Source organism: Melioribacteraceae bacterium, from assembly GCA_030584085.1.
Lineage (GTDB): Bacteria > Bacteroidota > Ignavibacteria > Ignavibacteriales > Melioribacteraceae > SURF-28.
The window spans coordinates 613,973-633,978 of record CP129490.1 but is presented as its reverse complement, the minus strand read 5'-3'; the positions used below and the strand labels follow the sequence as shown (position 1 = coordinate 633,978).

Below are 20,006 nucleotides of genomic sequence, written 5' to 3'. Positions count from 1 at the left end.
GTCACTTCTCAAGAATTTTATGGGATTTAGGATTTTCCTAATTTCAATTTCAAACAGTATCTCGTATCGAGTTTATAATCCTAACTTTTCCAGCAATTAATTTCAGTGAATTACTAAATAATTGGAATAATTTTTCGATTATCATCTATAGAAATACGTTCACCAAATTAATGTGAAGATTCAAATGATTCTAACTTTAGATGACATACAACTAGAAGATAGACGAAAGTTTAGCAGACTTGGAAAAGAATTTTTCTTTTTTGATGACAAGGAAGAATTCGATCCGTTAAAAGAATCACAGAAATTTCACAAATTTTTTAGTCTAAACTTACCTGAAAACATTTCCGAAAATTTTCTTTCAAAAGAGAATATTACTCTCTATTTGCTTGATTACTACAAATTTGCTCTCACAAAAAAAACAAATGGAATCTTATCAAAAGATACAGTAAGAGATTCGTTATTGAAGTGGTTTTTTACAAAATCGACTTTGGAGAAAGAATCAAACTTACACACAATCTTTAAATTAAGTAAAGCGAACAATCTGCCTTTTTATGATGAACTGCTATTAAGTTCATTCATTATACGTGATAAAAATCTCATTAAAGATTTTTCTTTAATCGACCGAAAATTAGAATACCTTACTGCAATGGAAGCGACTGAAAATGACGTTCATCTTAAACTGATGATGAATCTCATAAAAAGCTTGTATTATATAGATATAGAAGAAATTGAAACAGCGTTATATGCTATCAATGAAATCGAAACTTCCGGTGGATTTTCACCGAATGCGGCATTTTATAAATCAGTAATAATGTTGAAAACCGAGCAGTTTGAACAAGCGGAAATACTAGTCGATAAATTAGTTGAATATGACTTAAGCAGAATTTCCTACGCGGTTGAAAACAATAATCTTAAGTTCTTCGAAATGCTTATTCGGAATTCATTTCTACAAAAATTCTTCTTGCTCAATGAAGGACCGTTGCTTACCGAAAAAATCACAACACTAAATCTAATTGTTCAGAAAAAATCCGAATTAATTGCAAAGATAAATGCTGCAATGAAAGGTCTTTCGCAAGAGATGTTCTCGGAGTACAAGAGTGATGAAATTAAAAGCAAAATATCATTTATAGAATTTATAATTGCTAAATACGGAAACTCAAAAAGTTTTTACTTTACCACAAGTCTGGATTTTCTTAATAATAAGTGCCGTTCCATCCTTAATGAAATCTCAAGCAATATCGATCAAAAATTTGAAAAAATGATCAATGACTTATTGGTGCGATATGACGAGAAAATTAATACCAACCGAGATTTATTAAGAACACTAGAAGAAAACAATAGAGATATAATTCAGAAAGAAGATGCAAAGTTTCAGAAAGTATTGACCGAATACGAAAATAAAATTAATCATGAATTAAAATATTTTGAAGACCTACTTTCACGTTTTGATAATGATTCAAACAATTCATCATTTTCTTCAATCAAAAATTCCATGCTTTACAATGGATTGTTTTCCTTGTTTGTGTTGCTATCCGGTGGATTTGCAGAATATTCAAATAGCTATGTCGCCGACATCGCAAATATTGGAAGCGTAATTTCAATAGTAATTATGGGCGGATTAAAATGGGGAACGATTAGTTTCATAATCGGCATTTTCATCTCAATATTCATGCTGCTTAGCACTTTACATCAGCGCTATTCAGCAAAAAATAATTTGGTACAAAGAATAAGCAATTTAAACACCGAGAAAGAACAAGGTAAAAACGCTATTCGCTCAAAACACGAACAAAAGAAAAAACATCACGAAGAGAAATACGAGAAATCCAAGATAAGATTAAACGAAGAAATTGAAACCTACAAGAACAACAAGCTTGAAGAACGAAAATTATTAGAAGAAAAATTCCGCGAAGAACGAACAACCCTCCACCAACCGCTGGAACAATTACTGCAGATGTAAGTGGTTAATATTGGCCAAAGGGCTAATCCCGATGAAAAGTTCCAAGAATACTTAGTGTTTTGAAGCTATAATTAATGTTATTCTCTGGAATAAAAATTGTTTTGCAAACAAAAAAGAAAATTTATGAAAACAGAATACTTAATAATTGGGTCTGGATTGACTGGAAGTGTTCTAGCACGAAGTTTAACTGATATCGGCAAAAAAGTTATTGTACTTGAACGCCGAGATCACATCGCTGGAAACATCTACGATTATTACCACAAGAGTGGTATAAGACTGAATAAATATGGCCCACACTATTTTAGGACAAATTCTGAGAAAGTATGGAAGTTTGTGAATAGGTTTTCTGAGTTTTACAAATTTGAAGCAAAATTAAAGACTTTTTCTAATTCCCAATTATTTAACTGGCCTTTACATGAACAAGATTTTAAAAGAATTGTTGACGACAAGTTCGTCTATAGTTTTGATGGGGAAGCTACTAATTTTGAAGAAGCTTCTCTTAAAATGATGCCAAGCTTGATTTATGAAAAATTTGTTAAGGGATATACGAAAAAGCAATGGGCTGTTGATCCGAAGCAATTATCAAAGGATTTAGCAAAAAGATTTGATATAAGAATAAATAATGACATAAGACTAATGGATCATAAATATCAAGGATTACCAGTTAACGGTTTTACTGCATTAATAAGTAAGATGTTAGAAGGAATTCCCGTTATTCTAAATTGTGATTTTTTAAAAAATAGGGACCAATTTCAGTATTCTAAGCTCATTTATACAGGTTCTATAGATGAATATTATAATAGCAAATTTGGTAAACTGAGATATAGAACCCAAAAAAGAATAGATAAATACTTCTCCGAATTTGATTCATTTCAAAATTGTGAACAGGTTAATTATCCGGGAGAGGAATATGAATATGTAAGAATATTAGAATGGAAATATATGCTGCCTCAAAACTTTAGAGAAAAGATTTCGGGCACCTTAATAACATATGAAATTCCACAGAACCCAAGTTCCTCTTGGGAAAATGAATATCCCTTCCCTAGCTACATTGATCAAGAGATTTATAAGAAGTATGAAAAAGAAAATACTGATAATAATATAATTTTTTGCGGCAGATTGGGGAAATATAAATACTATGATATGGACATAGCTATTTCAGAAGCCTTTAAAATTTTTAGACAAATTGAAGATGACAAATTATGAAAACAAACGAAAGAATAGTATTAAGTAAAACTGAAGCATCGAACAGTATCTTTTGTTTCACCGGTGAATTTGGATATGAAATGATTTCGTGGATCCCATACCTCCTATATTTAAAGGATACACTTGGGATTCGATTCAATACTATAAGCAGAAGAGGTTCTAAAGTTTTTTATTACTTTTCAGATAATCACATCGAAGTTGGCCCGGAATTCATTGGAGACATGTGGGGCGATCAGAAAAAATATGGAGAACTACAAAAATTATATCCCGATCGACTTTTAGTTTACCCCGGACCTGACTTAGTAAACAAGAAACAGATAGTTGTTGAAGATATTGAATGGACAAACAAAGACATTCATACTATAATTAGTACTGAAAACTATGCTGTTCCAGATTATACAGATGTAAAATTCAATTATGACTTTAAATTAAAGAAGCCATTCGTTGTTGTAAATAATAAATATTTCAGACAATGGTATAATACATACAAGGCACCCTTAAATTATTTCGATCCCCAAGAATTTAAAAGTATGGCAAAAACTCTCAATGAAATGGGATATATGGTTGTCTATAACCACTATATTGAAAAAACATCAAGTGATCAATATTTCCAATATGATTTTAATCAAATCGGGGAAAGAGATGATCAGATTATAAGCCTAAATAATTATTATAAAGGTTTAGAGCCTGAAGAAAGAAATCGATTCCAATTGTCATTATATAATGATTCGGAATTTGTTATAGGGCCTCAAGGAGGTAATTTATATTTACCGGCACTCTGCAAAAAAGATCTTTGGATTCTGATGAGAGATGGAAGGTATGTTGATTATTTAGAATTTGGGAAATTATATGGTATTCAAGTAAATGCTTTTTATGAACCATGGCATATGGAGAATTCCATCAAGCAAGTTTACAAGAATAAAGATTATACTTTTTTTACGGCTAAATCAATCGAAAAAATGCATTTTGCGATAAAAGGCTATTCAAGTAATATGAAGGACTGCTCATCTATGAATCCAATGATTTCAATTTGTATCCCAACATATAACAGGAGACATTTTATTGAAGAGGCTATTAATAGTGTTCTTAGTCAAGAATATGATAATTATGAAATTGTAGTTGTTGATGATGGTTCAACAGATGAAACTGGTGATTTAATTAATCTAATTAACAACGATAAAATACAGTACATTCGTAAAGATCATACAGGTGCATCGGATACCCGCAATAGAGCAATTTCCGAAGCAAAGGGCGAATTTATTCTATGGCTCGGATCTGATGATTTATTGATGCCAAATACTTTGAATAAATATGCAAGTATTTTAAGAAACCAATCTGACATTGATGTAATATATGGGAATTTAATTGTTACTGATGCAAAATTGAATCCAATTAAAAATGAGATATTTCAAGATTGGTCTGGAAAAAACTCTGAACTTCTGGGAATGCTCATAAAATACAATCCAATACCGGATGGCGGATCAATAATTCGCAAATCATGCTATGATAAAATTGGGAAGTATAATAAAGAGTTTACACGCGCTCATGATTATGAATGGTGGAGCAGAGCTGCATTAAAAGTTAGCTTTGTACATCTTAATGATTTTGTATATAAATGGCGTTGGCACGATAACAATATGTCATCCGGAACAGTTGAAATTAATACTGACTTTGAATCCAGGGTTGTTCAAAATATGCTTGAACAATATTCTCTACGAGAATTGAGTCCTGATCTCGATTGGGATATTGTTGATTCAAATAAAGCAAAAGCCATTGTATATCAAAGAGTTGCATTGAGAATGTTTAGATTAAATGATTTTCACAATTCCACTAAATTTATTCAAATGAGTTTAGATAAATTCCCATTCCAAGAAACTGCTAATTTAGCATCCGAAATTTACAATGGTGTTCTGACTAGACTTTATACTAATCAACAGTCTAATAATAAAGAACTATTGCCACAACTTTCATTGAAATCCATTCTTTCATGGACAATAGGTCGCGGAACTGTTAATATTAATAACGTTGAACATCGGCTTATAATTAAGTGTAATCGATGTGATAGTGAATCAAATTTTATTGCTATACATGAAATAAAAGAACAGCCTAGTAGCTCGATTTTTATTTGTCATAAATGTAAAAATATTTCACTATTCAGTGAAGAGTTATTCACACCATATTTCACATCGTTACTTAAAACTAAGAATCAAGTATTAAAACATAATCTTAATCCTATAACAAAATCGAGACTTGCTTACTTTATAAAAGATGCACACATAATTACTGGTGGGGCTAAAGTGGTTTTTCAACATATCAACTGGTTGATGAAATTAGGTGTAGATGTAACAGTATATTCTTTTGAACCGCAGCCGCGGTGGATTGATTATAAAATCAATTTCACACAAATACAGAGTTTTGAAGAATTATATGATAAAAAATTCGATCAGATAATTGTGTTCAGTATTTTTGAAATTCCTGAAATAGTCCAAAGAATCCATCCATCACGTATATATTTGTTTTGTCAAGGGTTCGAGGGTTATCATTACGGAAGAAACTATGATGATATTCGTACAGATAAATATTTATTGAATGAAATGCATCGTCTGCCGATAGGCAGTATAGTTATCTCAAAACACTTGGTCGATCTATTCAAAGAAAAGTTTAATAAAGATAGTTATTATATACCGAATGGAATTGATCACAATATTTTTAAACCTTCGCGATCTTTAACATCAAGAGAAAAATCCATAGCTTTTATTGGCAATCCCTTCCATTTTCTAAAAGGATTATCTTTCCTGGTGAGTACTATTAAAGCAATTCAAAAATCGAATTATAAAATTGAGGATTTGAAATTAACTATAGTTATGGGTTTTAATCCCCAGAATAAAGTATCACTTGAGAACAATCTTGAACAGGAAACAGGAATAAAAATCGAAATACTTACAGAATTAACTTCAGCAGAAGTTGCAACTGTTTTACAAAAAAGTAGTCTAGTTGTCTGTAGTTCGGTTTACGAAGGTTTTTCACTGCCAATTTTAGAAGCGATGGCTTGCGGAACCCCTGTAATAACAACTCGTAATATGGGTGCCGAAAGTTTTTGCGTAGATGGGAAGAATTCTTTTTTGGTAGATTTTGGAGATGTTGATTCGCTTGGTAAAAGAATAATTGTGATTATGCAAAATACCGATTCATATACTTCTCCGGTAATTGAGGGAATTAAAACATCTTATGAATTTAATGAAAGAAACACATTAAAAACTCTTGTAAACGTATTCGAATCAATTACCAATTTAACATTCAAGAAACAAGTAGTCGAAAAACTGTTAAATGAAACCGGTACACCGAAGGAATTATCTGAGGAGAATATCAAAAATGTATTATCCTCATCTGATATATCCAATAAAATAAATGCTAAAGATTTGATCTCCATAATCATCCCAACTTATAATAAACTTAAATACGTTATAGAAGCTATAACAAGTCTTGAAAAAACCCTTGAGATGGATTACGAAATATTAATTGTTGACGATGCCTCTACAGAAGATATGATCGAACCTTTTAAAAATAATAAAACAGTAAAAGTCCTAAGAAACGAAATTAACTCAGGGTTCTCAAAATCAGTCAATAAAGGAATCAAAGCAGCAACAGGAAAGTATATATTATTAGTAAATAATGATACAGTTTGCACTAAGTCTAGTATTGACAGAATGGTTGAGATTGCTGAATCTAAAAAGGATTATGGTCTGGTGGGAGTCATCAGTAATAATGCAAGTGGGCCACAATGGGATCGAAAAGCTAAATACAGCACATTGAACCAAATGCATGCTTATGCGAAAAAGACTAGATTGGAACATAAAGGGAAATTCTATGAATTTCCCCGAATTGCCTTTTTATTTACTCTAATTAAACGAGAAGTAATTGAAAAAATAGGTGGTCTGGACGAAAGATTTTCTCCAGGCTATTACGAAGATGATGATTTTTGTCTGCGTGCACAGTTAGCCGGATTTAAGGGAGTAATTGCAGAGGATGTTTTTATACATCACTATGGCTCAATCACCTTTAAAGAAAACGGTACGACTACACAAAATAGTGTATCTGAAATAAATCGAGAGAAATTCTCAAAGAAGTGGGGTGGTAATCCTGACGAAATATGGCTTAAAGGGAAACAACTCAGAATCAGAAACATTCACTACCCGATAAACAACAGTATCTTTATTGAAGCATTTTCAAGAGCTCTTTTACACTCCGAAGAAAATGATTTTGAGCTTGCATTAACAGAATCTGAAAGAGCAATTAAAAATTTTGAAAACAGCGACCGAACTGGCTATGAAAATATTTCTAAAACCGATGTGATTAATTTTACAGCTAATATTGCTCTCCAGCTTGGTAGTTTGGAAAAAGCTCAAAATTATTTTCAAACAGAATTAGAGTTAAATCCCAATTCCGGCAGAGCATGCCTAGGTTTAGCAGAAACATTTTTTGTAGCTGAATTATTCCACGAAGCAAAAACAATGTATGAATGGGCAATAAAAAATGGTGAGAACAGAAAAGAAGTCTGGGATAAATTAGCAATCGTAAATAAAAAACTTAGCTTAGATGCTAAAGACTATAATTTGGATTTATCATCTGAAGAATCCTTCCCTTCTCTTGAAGAAGCTGAAGAACTAATTAATAATTCCGATTTGGATGGCGCTCTCGAAATATTGAATAAATTACTAAGACAAAGTCCATCTTCTACCGAGGTATTAAATGATTTAGCTGTTGTAAAAATTATGCAGAATCAAATTGAAGATGCACTTGGATTTATTAGCAGAGTAATCGAACTCGATCCTCAAAATGAAATTGCCCTCGAAAATCTAAAATATATTGAAACTCATGTAACTCCTTAAAAAATAGTGGTCTTTCAATAGACCACTATTTTACATCTGCACAATATTAACCAGTCTTTTCTTGTAATAACCGCATTTTTATCCAAAATAACTCACTTTTCTCCTCAAAAGCAATATGGCATAACTGTTGTTTCTTATAACTCAAATTCTTTAGTCAAACAAGGAGAAATGACATGGAAGTACTAGAAAACACCGTTACTCAAGCGTTTGAACTTTTTGCAAAAAAAGAGTTCGAAACTGCATTAGATGTTCTTAATAATTCCAGCGAAGATCTTGAAAATGAACTTCAGAATATCGACGAAGATCAACGCGATGAATACTTAGCAAGTGTTCAAAACTTACGTGGATTTATTTGCCTAGGAACAGGCGATAATAAATCAGCTCAATCATGTTTTGAAAGAGGTTTACAATTAAATCCTCATTCTTCACAAGCATGCGCAGGTCTTGGTGAAGTTTTATTCTTACAAAACCAAGATGAAGAAGCAAAAATAATGTTTGAATGGGCATTAGATCTCAATTCAGACAACGAATTTGCTAGGAATGGATTAACAAAAGTTAACAATTCACTCGGTTTACATAGTCACCACAACTCTTTGGTTGATGACTCAATTTCTGAAGAAGAGTCAGCAATATTCAATCAATGTGTTACGGATGCTTATAAGTTATTCAGAAATAAGGATTATCAAAATTCATTAGATAAAGTAGTTAAAGCGGAAGAGCTATTGACAACCGGGATAATGAGCAACTCAACTCTTTTGAAAATTTCTTCTTTAGAAAACTTCAAAGGATTTAACTACCTAGCTTTAGAGCAATTTGACGAAGCTCAAGCATGTTTTGAAAAGGCATTAAATCTTGATTCACGGTCATCACAAGCTTGCGCCGGTCTTGGTGAACTATTCTATCTAAAAGGTATGGACACAGAATCAAAAACAATGTTCGAGTATTCAATAACTTATGATTCCAGAAACGACTTTGCTCTTAACGGATTAGCAAAAATTAATAGAGTTTTGGGATTAGAAGTAAATCACAATTCATTAGAAGAAAAAAAGGTTAGCTAAAGTGTCCACAATTTCACTTAGCATGATTGTAAAAAACGAAGAACAGCATCTAGAGGAATGTCTTCAATCGGTAAAAGATGTCGTTGATGAGATCATAGTCGTTGACACAGGCTCTAACGACAATACCATTAAGATTGCTGAATCCTGTGGTGCTTCGGTTTATCATCATAAGTGGAGTAATGATTTCTCTGAAGCTCGAAACTTTTCTCTATCAAAAGTAACGTCTGACTGGGTGTTATATCTTGACGCAGACGAACGATTAGATGCAAATTCAAAACACATATTGAAAAAGCTTACTTCAAATAAAGATAAAGTCGGCTATAGATGTAAAATTTATAACGTTGACGAGATTCACAACAAACCCAAACTTCAACGTTATACAAGATTGTTTAGAAATTTTAGTGGTATAAAATTTATAGGTAAAGCTCATGAACAAATTGATGATTCGCTCTTTGCGCATGGCTGCAAGATTCAAAACACGGAATTATTGATTAATCATATCGGTTATAATATTGATAGAGAAGGGCTAAAACAAAAAGCAAAACGTAATCTTGATTTGTTACTTTTAGATTATAAAAACAATCCGAATGGTTATTGCGCTTTTCAAATTGCAAATAGTTACAGCATACTAAAAGATTTTGATAGTACCTATCGATACTATACACTTGCAATAAATGATTCTTCTCTTACTAATGAGTATAGAGGCTATTCATTAAGCAGTATTGCAGAATATTTCTTACGATCAAACGATATCTCCAATGCTTTTAGTTCAATAAACGAAGCAATAAAAACTGATTCAGAAAATATGATTGCAAATCTTACCGCATCTCAAATTTACGAAAAAGCCGGGAAACCAAATGAGGCAATCGAATTTTGCAAGAAAGCTTTAGAACTTAATCGCACTGTAATAAATAGCATGAACAATCGATTACTGGATGTAATTCTGGACGATGTAAAAATCATCTATCATGGTTTAACAATTTCATATAATCAAAATGCTACAGAAGGGATTGATTTCTTCTTTAATAAATTAGAAGAAACCAAAAGAAAAAATCATTCTGAATGGCAGAAAGAATCTAGCTTGATTCAACGATTATCCTCAAACTCTCAACTAACTTCTGAAGAATTAGACGAACTGGTTGGTATTATAAACGAAAACAATCTGGATTTTTACTTGGCTCTCACAAAACACTATGATCATATTGATACAAAATTGGAGTTTGATCAAAAATTAATCGGAAAATTTATCGATAATGTTTCGGTAAAAAATAGACTAGGATACGATTTAAGTAAAGCAGGCAAAAATCCCGAAGCTGCCGAAGTGTTTGAAAAGTTGTTAAAAGAAAATCATGATGAAGCCACACCTGTATTCTATTTAATCCCGATTTATCTTGAAATGAAAAAATTCGATGATCTTAAACAATTAATAGAACAGTCTAAGAATAGATTTACCAAAAATAAATTAGTAATGAACCACATAAATAAATTCGAAGAAAAAATTAACTCATACTTACAAAAAATCAATTGAATTAGGAGGAAGAATGTCTACATTCAAAATTGCATCGAACATTGGAGCTTTGGAAGCATACAATGCTCTTGCAAAACTAAACTCACAAACACAAAAAGCACAATTAAGATTGGCGACACAAAAAAGAATCAACAGTGTTGCAGATGATACTTCCGGTTTTAATATCGGGAAATCATTAGAATCAAAAGTAGCATTAATGCATGCGGCTCAAAAAAATGTTGGTTCTGCAAAAGATATGTTAGCTACTGCAGAAAGCCAGTTGGTTAGCATGCGTGATATGGTAACACAAATTAAAGCAAAGATTGCTGACTCTGGTAATGCAGCCGCAGACTTAAGTTCATTAGTAAATGATATAAAAGCGCTAGCCGAAGAAATCGGCAACGGTATTCAAAACACTAAATTCAACGATACTGTTTTGCTTGGTACGACAGCTGCAAGTGGATTTACTTTCCAAACCGGTGTTTCTAGCTCAGATACACTTACTGTCGACTATGCCGACGATATAGCTTCTAACTTTAACACTTCAAAAACACAAATTGATCTCCTTACTTCTTCCTCATCTCGTACAGATTTTACGAATCTTGAAACTAACTTAAATACATTCGAATCTACAATAAGTGATTCCCTTGGTAAAATCGGAAATTATATTCAGAGAATGGATGCCAAAGAAGATTTCTTAACTTCCGCTATTACAAACTCTGAAGCTTCTGTATCAAGATTGTTTGATGCAGATGTTGCACTTGAACAACTTAATGCTACTAAAGCCTCTATTGGAGCACAAGCTGCAACAGCTATGTTAGCTCAGTTGAATATGAGTCCACAACAAGTATTACAACTTTTCGGGTGATATATTTCAATGGCTTCACAAAATGAATTTGTGAAGCCACTTTCATTCCCCTAAATTTTCTACAAAAAATCCGCTAAACTATTTCCACACTTCTGCGATAATGTTAGTGGAAACAAGATCAATAAATTAAATAGCTGGTAGCAAAAAATGATCTACTCAGACAACAAACAAGGCAAGGAAGCCTAATTAACAAATAACAAGGAGGTTGTAATGTCTAATTTCAGAATCGCATCAAACATTGGAGCTTTAGAAGCTTATAATGCTCTAGCAAAACTCAACTCACAAACTCAAAAAGCTCAGTTGAGATTAGCAACACAAAAAAGAATAAACAGTGTTGCAGATGATACTTCCGGTTTCAGTATCGGAAAATCTTTAGAATCAAAAGTTGCTCTTATGCAATCTGCTCAAAAGAACGTTGGATCTGCAAAAGATATGCTTGCAACTGCCGAAAGTCAGTTGGTTAGTATCCGTGATATGATCACACAAATCAAAGGCAAAATTGCCGATTCTGGTAATGCTGCTGCTGATTTGGGCTCGTTAGTAAATGATATTAAAGCTATCGCTGAAGAAATTGGAAATGGTATTACAAACACCAAATTCAATGATACAAATCTACTTGGAACAACAGCTGCTACAGGATTCTCGTTCCAGACAGGTGCATCAACCAGCGAAACTTTATCAGTTGATTATGCTGATGATATAGCTTCTAACTTTAACACATCGAAAGCTCAAATTGATTTGTTAACTTCAACTGCTAGTCGTTCTAATTTTACTGCTCTAGAAACCAACTTAAATACATTTGAGGCAACAATTAGTTCTTCACTTGGTAAAGTTGGTAACTTTATTCAGAGACTAGATGCAAAAGATGACTTCTTAACATCTGCTATCACAAATTCTCAAGCATCTGTATCAAGATTGTTTGACGCTGACGTTGCCGTCGAACAATTAAACGCTACCAAATACTCAATTGGTGCTCAAGCAGCTACAGCTATGGTTGCTCAAATGAACTTTGCACCACAACAAGTATTACAGTTATTCGGATAATTGACTTGATCTTGATTTATCATAAAGCTCTTCCGGGAAACCGGAAGGGCTATTTTTTCAAACTGTAGGAGTTGTTTATGTACTCTTCATTATCCGCAAAATCAAGAAACCGTGCTAATCCATATTTAGTGAATGACATAATGGAATCTTCACAAGAAAAACTCTTGTTGAAGCTTTATGATTTTGCAATCACTAATTGCCGTCTTCATAATATTGAAAAAACTAACAAAGCGCTAAATGAACTTATCTTCGGTTTAAGATTTGATGAAACCGAATTAGAAAAAATTTCCTCGGGTTTATTTCAACTGTACAATTTTTGTAAAGATCAAATGCGTAAGCATAATTATGAAATTGTTGAAAAAATCTTATCGGAACTAAAAGAGACTTGGGAACAAACGCTCAAAGCAAATAAAAAGATTTAGGTAATTGTAATGGAAATTCTTTCTTCATCTTATATCAACGAAATGATTTACAATTTCAAATCTGTAGAGATTAAGAAAAGACTCTCCTCTATACAAACGAAGAAGACTAACTTTTCTTCCTTAAGCAGTACAATTACTGATGTTAGCTCGAAAGTAACAAATTTACTTAGTTCATTAGATAAATTAAAAGCTACATCATCAAGTTCAATTTTTAATACAAAGTCCGCCCTCTCAAGTAATGAATCATATTTAACAGCCACTGCGGATAAAACAGCTAATATCGGATCATACGAATTATTCGTCACTCAGCTTGCTAAAAACGATATGGTTATTTCGCAAGATGTTAGTTCTTCTGCTGTTTCCGGTCTTACCGGAAAACATTCGTTTACAGTAAAAACCGGTGATGGAACTAACGCTGATTTTACCAGCACAATATCAGTAGATCTCGATGGCACAGAAACAAACTCGGAATTATTAAGTAAAATTTCTTCAGCAATAAATACTGATTATGTCGAAGTAAACTCAAGTGCAAAGACTGCAGCAAATAATTATACAGGTAACGAAAGTACTATAAAAATTAACTTAAATGGGACGGATTATTCAATCAACGTAACCGGCGGCGGTACTTACGAACAATTAATTGATGAACTTGTTGAGAATATTAACTCCGGTATTGATGGAATTAATGCGGAGAAGGTTCTTGATGATCCTTCAACGGGCGATGTTCAGCTAAAAGTTACCGGATCAAAAACTACAGATTTCATTAGCATTTCACATGACTCCGGATTTGATTTGGTAACTGATCTTGGAATTCAAGTAGATAAAGAAGTTGGTGCTGCATCTGTTTTATCAGCTTCAAGTTTTGCTCCCGGTTCAGATACTTCTCAACTTTCAATTACTTCCAAGAATTCCGGTCTTGATTATAGAATTAAAAGCATTGCAGATAATTCCGGTTCAACAATTTTAGCTCAACTGGGTTTAAACTTAGGTTCATCTCGTCCATCTTTTGATCAATCAATAGAACCTGATACTGCCGGATTTGTCTATTCGGATATCACAAATGCAAACAATCAACTTAATGCAAAGTTTAGCTTTAATAATGTTCAGATTCAGAAAAATTCAAACACTGTAAGTGATTTAGTTAGCGGAATGACATTCAATATTAAATCCGTAATGAAAGATACTGATCCAAAAGTGAATATTACTGTTGAACATAATAATGAAACAATTAGAAACGATGTAAATGATTTCATCAAGAAATTTAACGATGTCTATACTTTATTGAAGGAAAAGACAAAATCAACTGAGACTTCCAGAGGGATTTTAAGAGGCGAAGCTACAGTAAGCTCATTACTTAATTCTCTTCGATCAATTGGTCATACAACTTTTGGTGATTCGGATAATGAGTTTAGATATCTTTCACAAATCGGGATTAAGTTTGACGCTACTACGGGTCTATCAATTTCCGACTCTACCCTATTCGATGACAAAGTAAATAACAATACAAGCGAAGTTGAAAATATCTTCAATTCTTCAAATGGACTTGCAACAACATTGTATGATTCATTAAAGAAATATTCCGGAGCGGAAGGATATCTTTCGCTTGCAAAACAAAGTTACGATAACTCTGCTAAGTATTTAAGTGATCGTATAGATAGTGTTACAACAAGTATTGATAAAAGTGCAGAAGTTCTCAGAAGGCGTTATCAATCAATGCAAACACAATTGGCAACTTTATTAAGTACTCAGTCATTTTTTGGTACAGGATCTAACTACTAATATGAATAGTGTAATTGATATCCTTAATAAGATTGATGAACTAATAAATAACTGTCTGCAGTTTTTAATAACTCTTGATCCGGATAATTTTGATACAAATTATAATGGAGCATTTTCAGCTCTTACGCAAGCGAGATTATTGCGTGAAATAATCGATTTAGAAAGTCTCGACGCTGAATCAGAAAAAATTCTAAAAAAAATTGATATAAACACTAAACTTATTAAGAAAGAATACGATAATGTGATTAGGAATTATTCCACAGAAATTGATAATATTAGAATAGAAATGCGAAATATTAGCAATAAGCGAAAATTAGCGAGTTATTCTAAAGGTGAGTTATGAAAATTAACAATGTAAATAATCAACCGATTCTTCCGGCATCGAAGAAAAACATTCCCGCAAAGGATGAAAAAAAGGGTCAAGGTGTTGACTCAATCAATATCTCTCCTGAAGCGCGTGAATTAATTAACAGCGAGCAAACCGCTAAATTAAACGAAATTCGTCAAAAATTAAGCGAAAACTTCTATAGCAGAAAAGAAGTTTTAGAAAAAACTGCTGAAGCAATATTAAAAGAACTCAAAGGATAAATTATCCACATTTACACATGTGGTTAATATTGTGCAAATTTCGTTTCACAAATTACAATAAATTTGTATCTTAGCAGCCTCTAGAATGGGCTGTTTAATGTATTCAGAAATCACTCAGAAAAATAAACTGGAAATATTAGGTAAGCTTACCGCAAGTCTTTCTCACGAATTACGTAACCCCCTTTCGGCTATAAAACTAAACTTAGATTATATGCGCATGTCTTCAGATGATTTACCGGAAGACTTAGTCGAATCATTAGACGGTTGCCTTGCAGGCGTTCAAAGAATTGAATACCTTATTGAAAATATCCTCAGCTTTTCAAGAAAGAATCGCGATAATGAGATGCTTGTTTCAGTTAACGATATTTCTGAAACTGCGATTAATTTAAGTTCGGCAAAAGCAAATCGTGAAGGAGTAAAAATTCTTACCGACTACGCAAGCACACTTCCCAAAATTGAATTCAGCGAAAGTAATCTATTGCAAGTATTTTTAAATCTCATTACAAATGCAATTGAAGCTTGTGAGGAATCCGGTGGTAAAATAGAAATCAGTTCTTACACGGCAATTCATCTTAACCAAAACAAAATTGTTTGGGAAATTAAAGATAACGGTGGCGGTATCTCCGAAGAAAATAAAGAAAAAATTTTCGGTGAATTTTTTACTAGTAAAAAAAGTGGAACAGGAATCGGTCTTTCTGTTTGCAGATCGCTGCTTGACGAGAAAGACGCGAAACTTGAATTCCATAGTGAATTTGGAGTTGGAACAACATTTAGTATATTATTTAATAACGAGCCGAGCGTAGAAAATGTTGAATAAAATTTTAATTGTGGATGATGATCAACTAGTATGTATGTCGCTGAAAAAGGCATTAACAAGGCTAAACTATAACGTTGAAGTTTGCCTCAATGGAGACGAAGTATTTGATAGCATTCGCAGTTTTGATCCCGATATAGTTTTACTCGATATTTATCTTACAACTCACAATGGTTTAGAAATTTTAAAGGAGATTAAAGCAAAACATACCGAAATCCCGGTTATTATGATCACCGGTTACGCAGATGTTGATATTGCTGTAAATGCCATAAAATCTGGGGCACACGACTTTCTTTTAAAACCACTTGATCTAGAACAACTTAATAATGTTTTAAAGAAGACTTCTGAAAATCTTAGACTAAAACAAGAAGTCGAAGCATTACATACATTATTGAAGCAAGATGAACTTTCTCCTGAGTTTTTTGGGAAGAGTAACAAAATTCAAAGAATAGTAAAAACTGCTCAAAAACTTGCAAAAAGTTCGGATACAACAATTCTTATTGAAGGAGAAAGTGGAACCGGAAAAGAAGTGTTTGCAAAATTTATACATCAAAACAGTCCAAGAAAAAATAATAACTTTATTCAAATTAACTGCGCTACAATACCAAAAGACTTAGCTGAAAGTGAATTATTCGGTCATGAAAAAGGAGCTTTTACCGGAGCAGCTCAAAAAACTAAACTCGGAAAGTTTGAACTTGCAAACAATGGCACAATATTGCTGGATGAAATTGGTGAATTAACACTTGATCTTCAGGTTAAATTATTGCGTGTTTTACAGGAAAGAAAATTCTTTAGAGTCGGTGGTGAAAAAGAAGTTGAAGTTGATGTAAGAGTTTTAGCCGCAACAAATAAAAATCTTGAAGATGAAATAAGAGCAGGCAATTTTAGAGAGGATTTATATTTCAGATTAAATGTGGCAAAAATAGAAATCCCCCCTCTTCGTGAAAGAATTGAAGATATTCCTGCATTGTCATATTCGTTTTTATCAGAATTCAATAATAAATTTCAAAAGAGAGTTAATGATATAGAATCCGAAGCAATGGAGAGATTGAAATCTTATCCATGGAAAGGAAACATAAGAGAATTACGAAATGTTATTGAACGAGCAATTCTTCTGATTGATGACGAAGAGAAAACAATTAAATCTCATTTCTTGAGTTTCATGAGTGGAATTTATTCGGCAGAAGATAAACAATCGGATAGTTTCATTCTGAAAATCCCCCCAAAAGGTATAAAGATTGACGACGTTGTTAAGGACCTAATCTTAAAAACACTCAAAATAACTAAAGGAAATCAAGTACAAGCCGCTAAAGTGCTTGGATTATCCAGATCAAAATTGCGTTATAGAATGGAACAGCTTGGAATTTCGGTTACAAAAAGTATTGAGTGATCATTTCAGCATCGAATGATCACTTGGCTAATATTATACAATTAAATTAGCTCAAACCCTCATTTTCCTCAAAAAATAACCCTATTCACAGGCATTAAATTTGTCTCTCAGCTATAAATTTTTGTAAAAATATTTCGATTATAAAACCAAGATTAAATTTTCCGATAGAAATAAGAGAGACAAAGTGTCAACATTATCTGAGCTAACCAATTTTTTAGAGCAAGCTGAACCTCAACAGAAAATTGAATTATTACAACAAATTTCTACAAATGAATTAGCTGATGAAATTCTGGAACTCCTTCTTTCAATTCTCACAGACCAAGATAAGGGTGTAAGAAATAGTATAACTATTCTTTTAGCTAACAGTAACGATGACAGAATTCCGGCAATTCTCGTTAAATATATTTCCTCAGCAGACATTGCTGCAAGAAATTTAGCCGGTGAAATTTTAGTCATGATTGGCAGCCCTTCTGTAACTCCATTATTGGATTACCTAAATGGTAATACTTGCTATGATGACCAGAAGTTTATCATCGATCTGCTTGGTTTAATAAAAGATAAATCAGCAGAAGAACCGATTCTTGAGATACTTCGTAAAACAGAAGATGGTAATGTTAAACTTTCCTGTTTAGAAGCACTTGGAAATATTAAATCCGAAAAAGCCGTTGATCTAGCAATGAAATGTTACGAGGAAGATGAACTTTATAAACCGACAGTAAATGAAGCTCTTGGTAAAATAGGCTCGAAAAAAGCATTAGATTTTATGATTGCTAAGTATCCCGAAGAAGATGAATTAACAAAGTTCGCGATAATAGAAAGTTTAGGATTAATTGGTAACGTTGATACATTTTTCTTCTTAATCTCAGAATTACACTCAGCAAACGGACCGCTGATCTGGGTGCTCGTGAATTCAATCGCATCTTTAAAAGATAAACTTGATTTGGATGTTCCTTATGACGAAAAAGTAAGAAATGCAATTTTAAATACTCTATACGAAGCACAGCCCGAGTTTAAAAAAGCAGCAATCCTTCTATTAAAAGAATTTAATGATAAAGAGATTTTAACAGCCGCATTAACTACTCTGGGTGATGATTTTGAGCTCGACGAAATTCTAAGAGTAAAAGTTCTCGAAAATAAAGAACATGCATTAATTGGTTTCTCGTCCTTACTGAAAATGGATCTTAAAAATGCCGGGAATATTCTTGGGCTATTAAGTGAAGTTATCGATTCAATAGATGAACCGATCAGCAAAATATTAAACGGCTTACAAGTAAGAAGTTTAATAGACTCTCTCTCAAGCTACTTAGATCATCCGGATGAAGAAGCAAGAAGATTAACAATGAATTTACTCTTTAAAATAGACTATAAAACAGCAGTGTTATTCGCCGATAAAATGTTAAGCGACGATAATCTTTGGAATAAAATAAGATTGATTGATAACCTTGCGGAAATAAACGATGAAATCGTGAACCCGTTACTCCAACAATTATCAAAAGATAATGAAGTAATGGTCAGTGAACGTGCAGCGGATTTGTTAGATCAAAAAACTTCTATTTACAATTAAGAGACAGAAGACAAGATATGATTGAACAATCATCTTCAGCTTTAGGAATTAGTTCATTACTAAATGTTACGAATGACATTAAGCTTTCCATTGAATCTTTTGAAAAATGGCGATCATATATTTATGAAAAATGTGGCATTTATTTTCAAGACAATAAAAAATACTTGCTGGAAAGTAGATTACAGAAGAGAATTAAATTCTTAGGCTTAGAAACTTTTGAACAATATTTGGACTATTTGAAGAATCGTGATAGACTTAGTGATGAACATAAATACTTATACGAAGCCATTACAATTAATGAAACATTCTTCTTCCGTAATCAACCTCAACTTGAGGCTTTAATTTCTAAAGTAATACCGGAGATAATTGCCAAAAAAGAAAAAACCGGGAACAAGACAATTAAAATATGGAGTGCCGCGAGCTCTTCAGGCGAAGAAGCCTATTCAGTGGCAATGATTATAGATGACTTAATTAAACCGACATATCCAAGCTACAATTATGAAATTGTTGGAACTGATCTCAGTCAGCAAGTTATTAATACAGCTAAGAGCGGAAACTATAAAGAATATTCTGTTCGACAAACTCCGTCATACTATCTAAAAAAATATTTTAAGATGAATGACAATTCATTTCAATTGGATAGTAAGATTACAAACATGGTCAAATTTAAGATTCTAAACTTGTATGATGATTTAGCCATGAAGAGTATGATAAATTATGATATAATTTTCTGTGCAAATGTTCTTATCTATTTTGATTTGAAATCAAAAATAAAAGTAGTATCACATTTATATAATTCACTAAACAACGGTGGTTATTTGTTTATAGGATATTCGGAAACACTTCATAGTATATCCAAAGCTTTTCAAGTAATAAGTTTCCCTAAAACAATCGGTTACAAAAAGGAGTAATTCGAGGAA

At 32.6% G+C, this 20,006-nt stretch carries 15 protein-coding genes; all 15 read left to right on the top strand.

Annotation, left to right across the window (positions count from 1 at the left end; all coding sequences use genetic code 11):
- The first annotated feature begins 184 nt into the window (after nucleotides 1-184).
- The 15 genes from QY331_02895 (at nucleotide 185) to QY331_02825 (ending at nucleotide 19,997) form a co-directional block, all read left to right on the top strand.
- A complete protein-coding gene (locus QY331_02895; GenBank protein ID WKZ70203.1) occupies nucleotides 185-1,957 on the top strand; it encodes a hypothetical protein in 1,773 nt (590 codons plus the stop codon).
- Between the two features lie 123 nt (nucleotides 1,958-2,080).
- Nucleotides 2,081-3,163, top strand: coding sequence for a UDP-galactopyranose mutase (locus QY331_02890; GenBank protein ID WKZ70202.1), 1,083 nt, complete (start codon nucleotides 2,081-2,083; stop codon nucleotides 3,161-3,163).
- Nucleotides 3,160-8,052, top strand: a complete 4,893-nt coding sequence (locus QY331_02885; GenBank protein WKZ70201.1) for a glycosyltransferase — start codon at nucleotides 3,160-3,162, stop codon at nucleotides 8,050-8,052. The genes QY331_02890 and QY331_02885 overlap by 4 nt, the downstream gene beginning before the upstream one ends.
- Before the next feature lie 173 nt (nucleotides 8,053-8,225).
- Nucleotides 8,226-9,110, top strand: a complete 885-nt coding sequence (locus tag QY331_02880; GenBank protein WKZ70200.1) for a hypothetical protein — start codon at nucleotides 8,226-8,228, stop codon at nucleotides 9,108-9,110.
- A gap of 1 nt (nucleotide 9,111) precedes the next feature.
- Nucleotides 9,112-10,638: a glycosyltransferase gene (locus tag QY331_02875; GenBank protein ID WKZ70199.1), complete on the top strand. Its 1,527-nt coding sequence runs from the start codon at nucleotides 9,112-9,114 to the stop codon at nucleotides 10,636-10,638.
- A 13-nt stretch (nucleotides 10,639-10,651) separates the two neighbouring features.
- Nucleotides 10,652-11,485, top strand: a complete 834-nt coding sequence (locus tag QY331_02870) for a flagellin (GenBank protein WKZ70198.1) — start codon at nucleotides 10,652-10,654, stop codon at nucleotides 11,483-11,485.
- Between the two features lie 210 nt (nucleotides 11,486-11,695).
- Entirely contained in the window at nucleotides 11,696-12,529 is an 834-nt protein-coding gene (locus QY331_02865; protein WKZ70197.1) for a flagellin, read from the top strand.
- A 77-nt stretch (nucleotides 12,530-12,606) separates the two neighbouring features.
- Complete coding sequence (locus tag QY331_02860) at nucleotides 12,607-12,951, top strand: flagellar protein FliS (protein ID WKZ70196.1); 345 nt, start codon at nucleotides 12,607-12,609, stop codon at nucleotides 12,949-12,951.
- A gap of 9 nt (nucleotides 12,952-12,960) precedes the next feature.
- Entirely contained in the window at nucleotides 12,961-14,730 is a 1,770-nt protein-coding gene (gene fliD / locus QY331_02855) for a flagellar filament capping protein FliD (protein WKZ70195.1), read from the top strand.
- A gap of 1 nt (nucleotide 14,731) precedes the next feature.
- Nucleotides 14,732-15,073 carry a hypothetical protein gene (locus QY331_02850; protein ID WKZ70194.1) on the top strand — a complete coding sequence of 114 codons (342 nt, stop codon included), beginning with the start codon at nucleotides 14,732-14,734 and terminating at the stop codon, nucleotides 15,071-15,073.
- On the top strand, nucleotides 15,070-15,318 hold the full coding sequence (locus QY331_02845; GenBank protein WKZ70193.1) for a hypothetical protein: 249 nt from the start codon (nucleotides 15,070-15,072) through the stop codon (nucleotides 15,316-15,318). Before QY331_02850 ends, QY331_02845 begins: the two co-directional genes overlap by 4 nt.
- Nucleotides 15,319-15,415: 97 nt before the next feature.
- Entirely contained in the window at nucleotides 15,416-16,135 is a 720-nt protein-coding gene (locus tag QY331_02840) for a HAMP domain-containing sensor histidine kinase (GenBank protein WKZ70192.1), read from the top strand.
- Nucleotides 16,125-17,522, top strand: a complete 1,398-nt coding sequence (locus QY331_02835) for a sigma-54 dependent transcriptional regulator (GenBank protein ID WKZ70191.1) — start codon at nucleotides 16,125-16,127, stop codon at nucleotides 17,520-17,522. Before QY331_02840 ends, QY331_02835 begins: the two co-directional genes overlap by 11 nt.
- Nucleotides 17,523-17,706: 184 nt before the next feature.
- On the top strand, nucleotides 17,707-19,086 hold the full coding sequence (locus tag QY331_02830; protein ID WKZ70190.1) for a HEAT repeat domain-containing protein: 1,380 nt from the start codon (nucleotides 17,707-17,709) through the stop codon (nucleotides 19,084-19,086).
- A 17-nt stretch (nucleotides 19,087-19,103) separates the two neighbouring features.
- The gene (locus QY331_02825; protein WKZ70189.1) at nucleotides 19,104-19,997 is read left to right on the top strand and encodes a protein-glutamate O-methyltransferase CheR; all 894 of its coding nucleotides are present in this window, start codon (nucleotides 19,104-19,106) and stop codon (nucleotides 19,995-19,997) included.
- The last annotated feature ends 9 nt before the right edge of the window (nucleotides 19,998-20,006 follow it).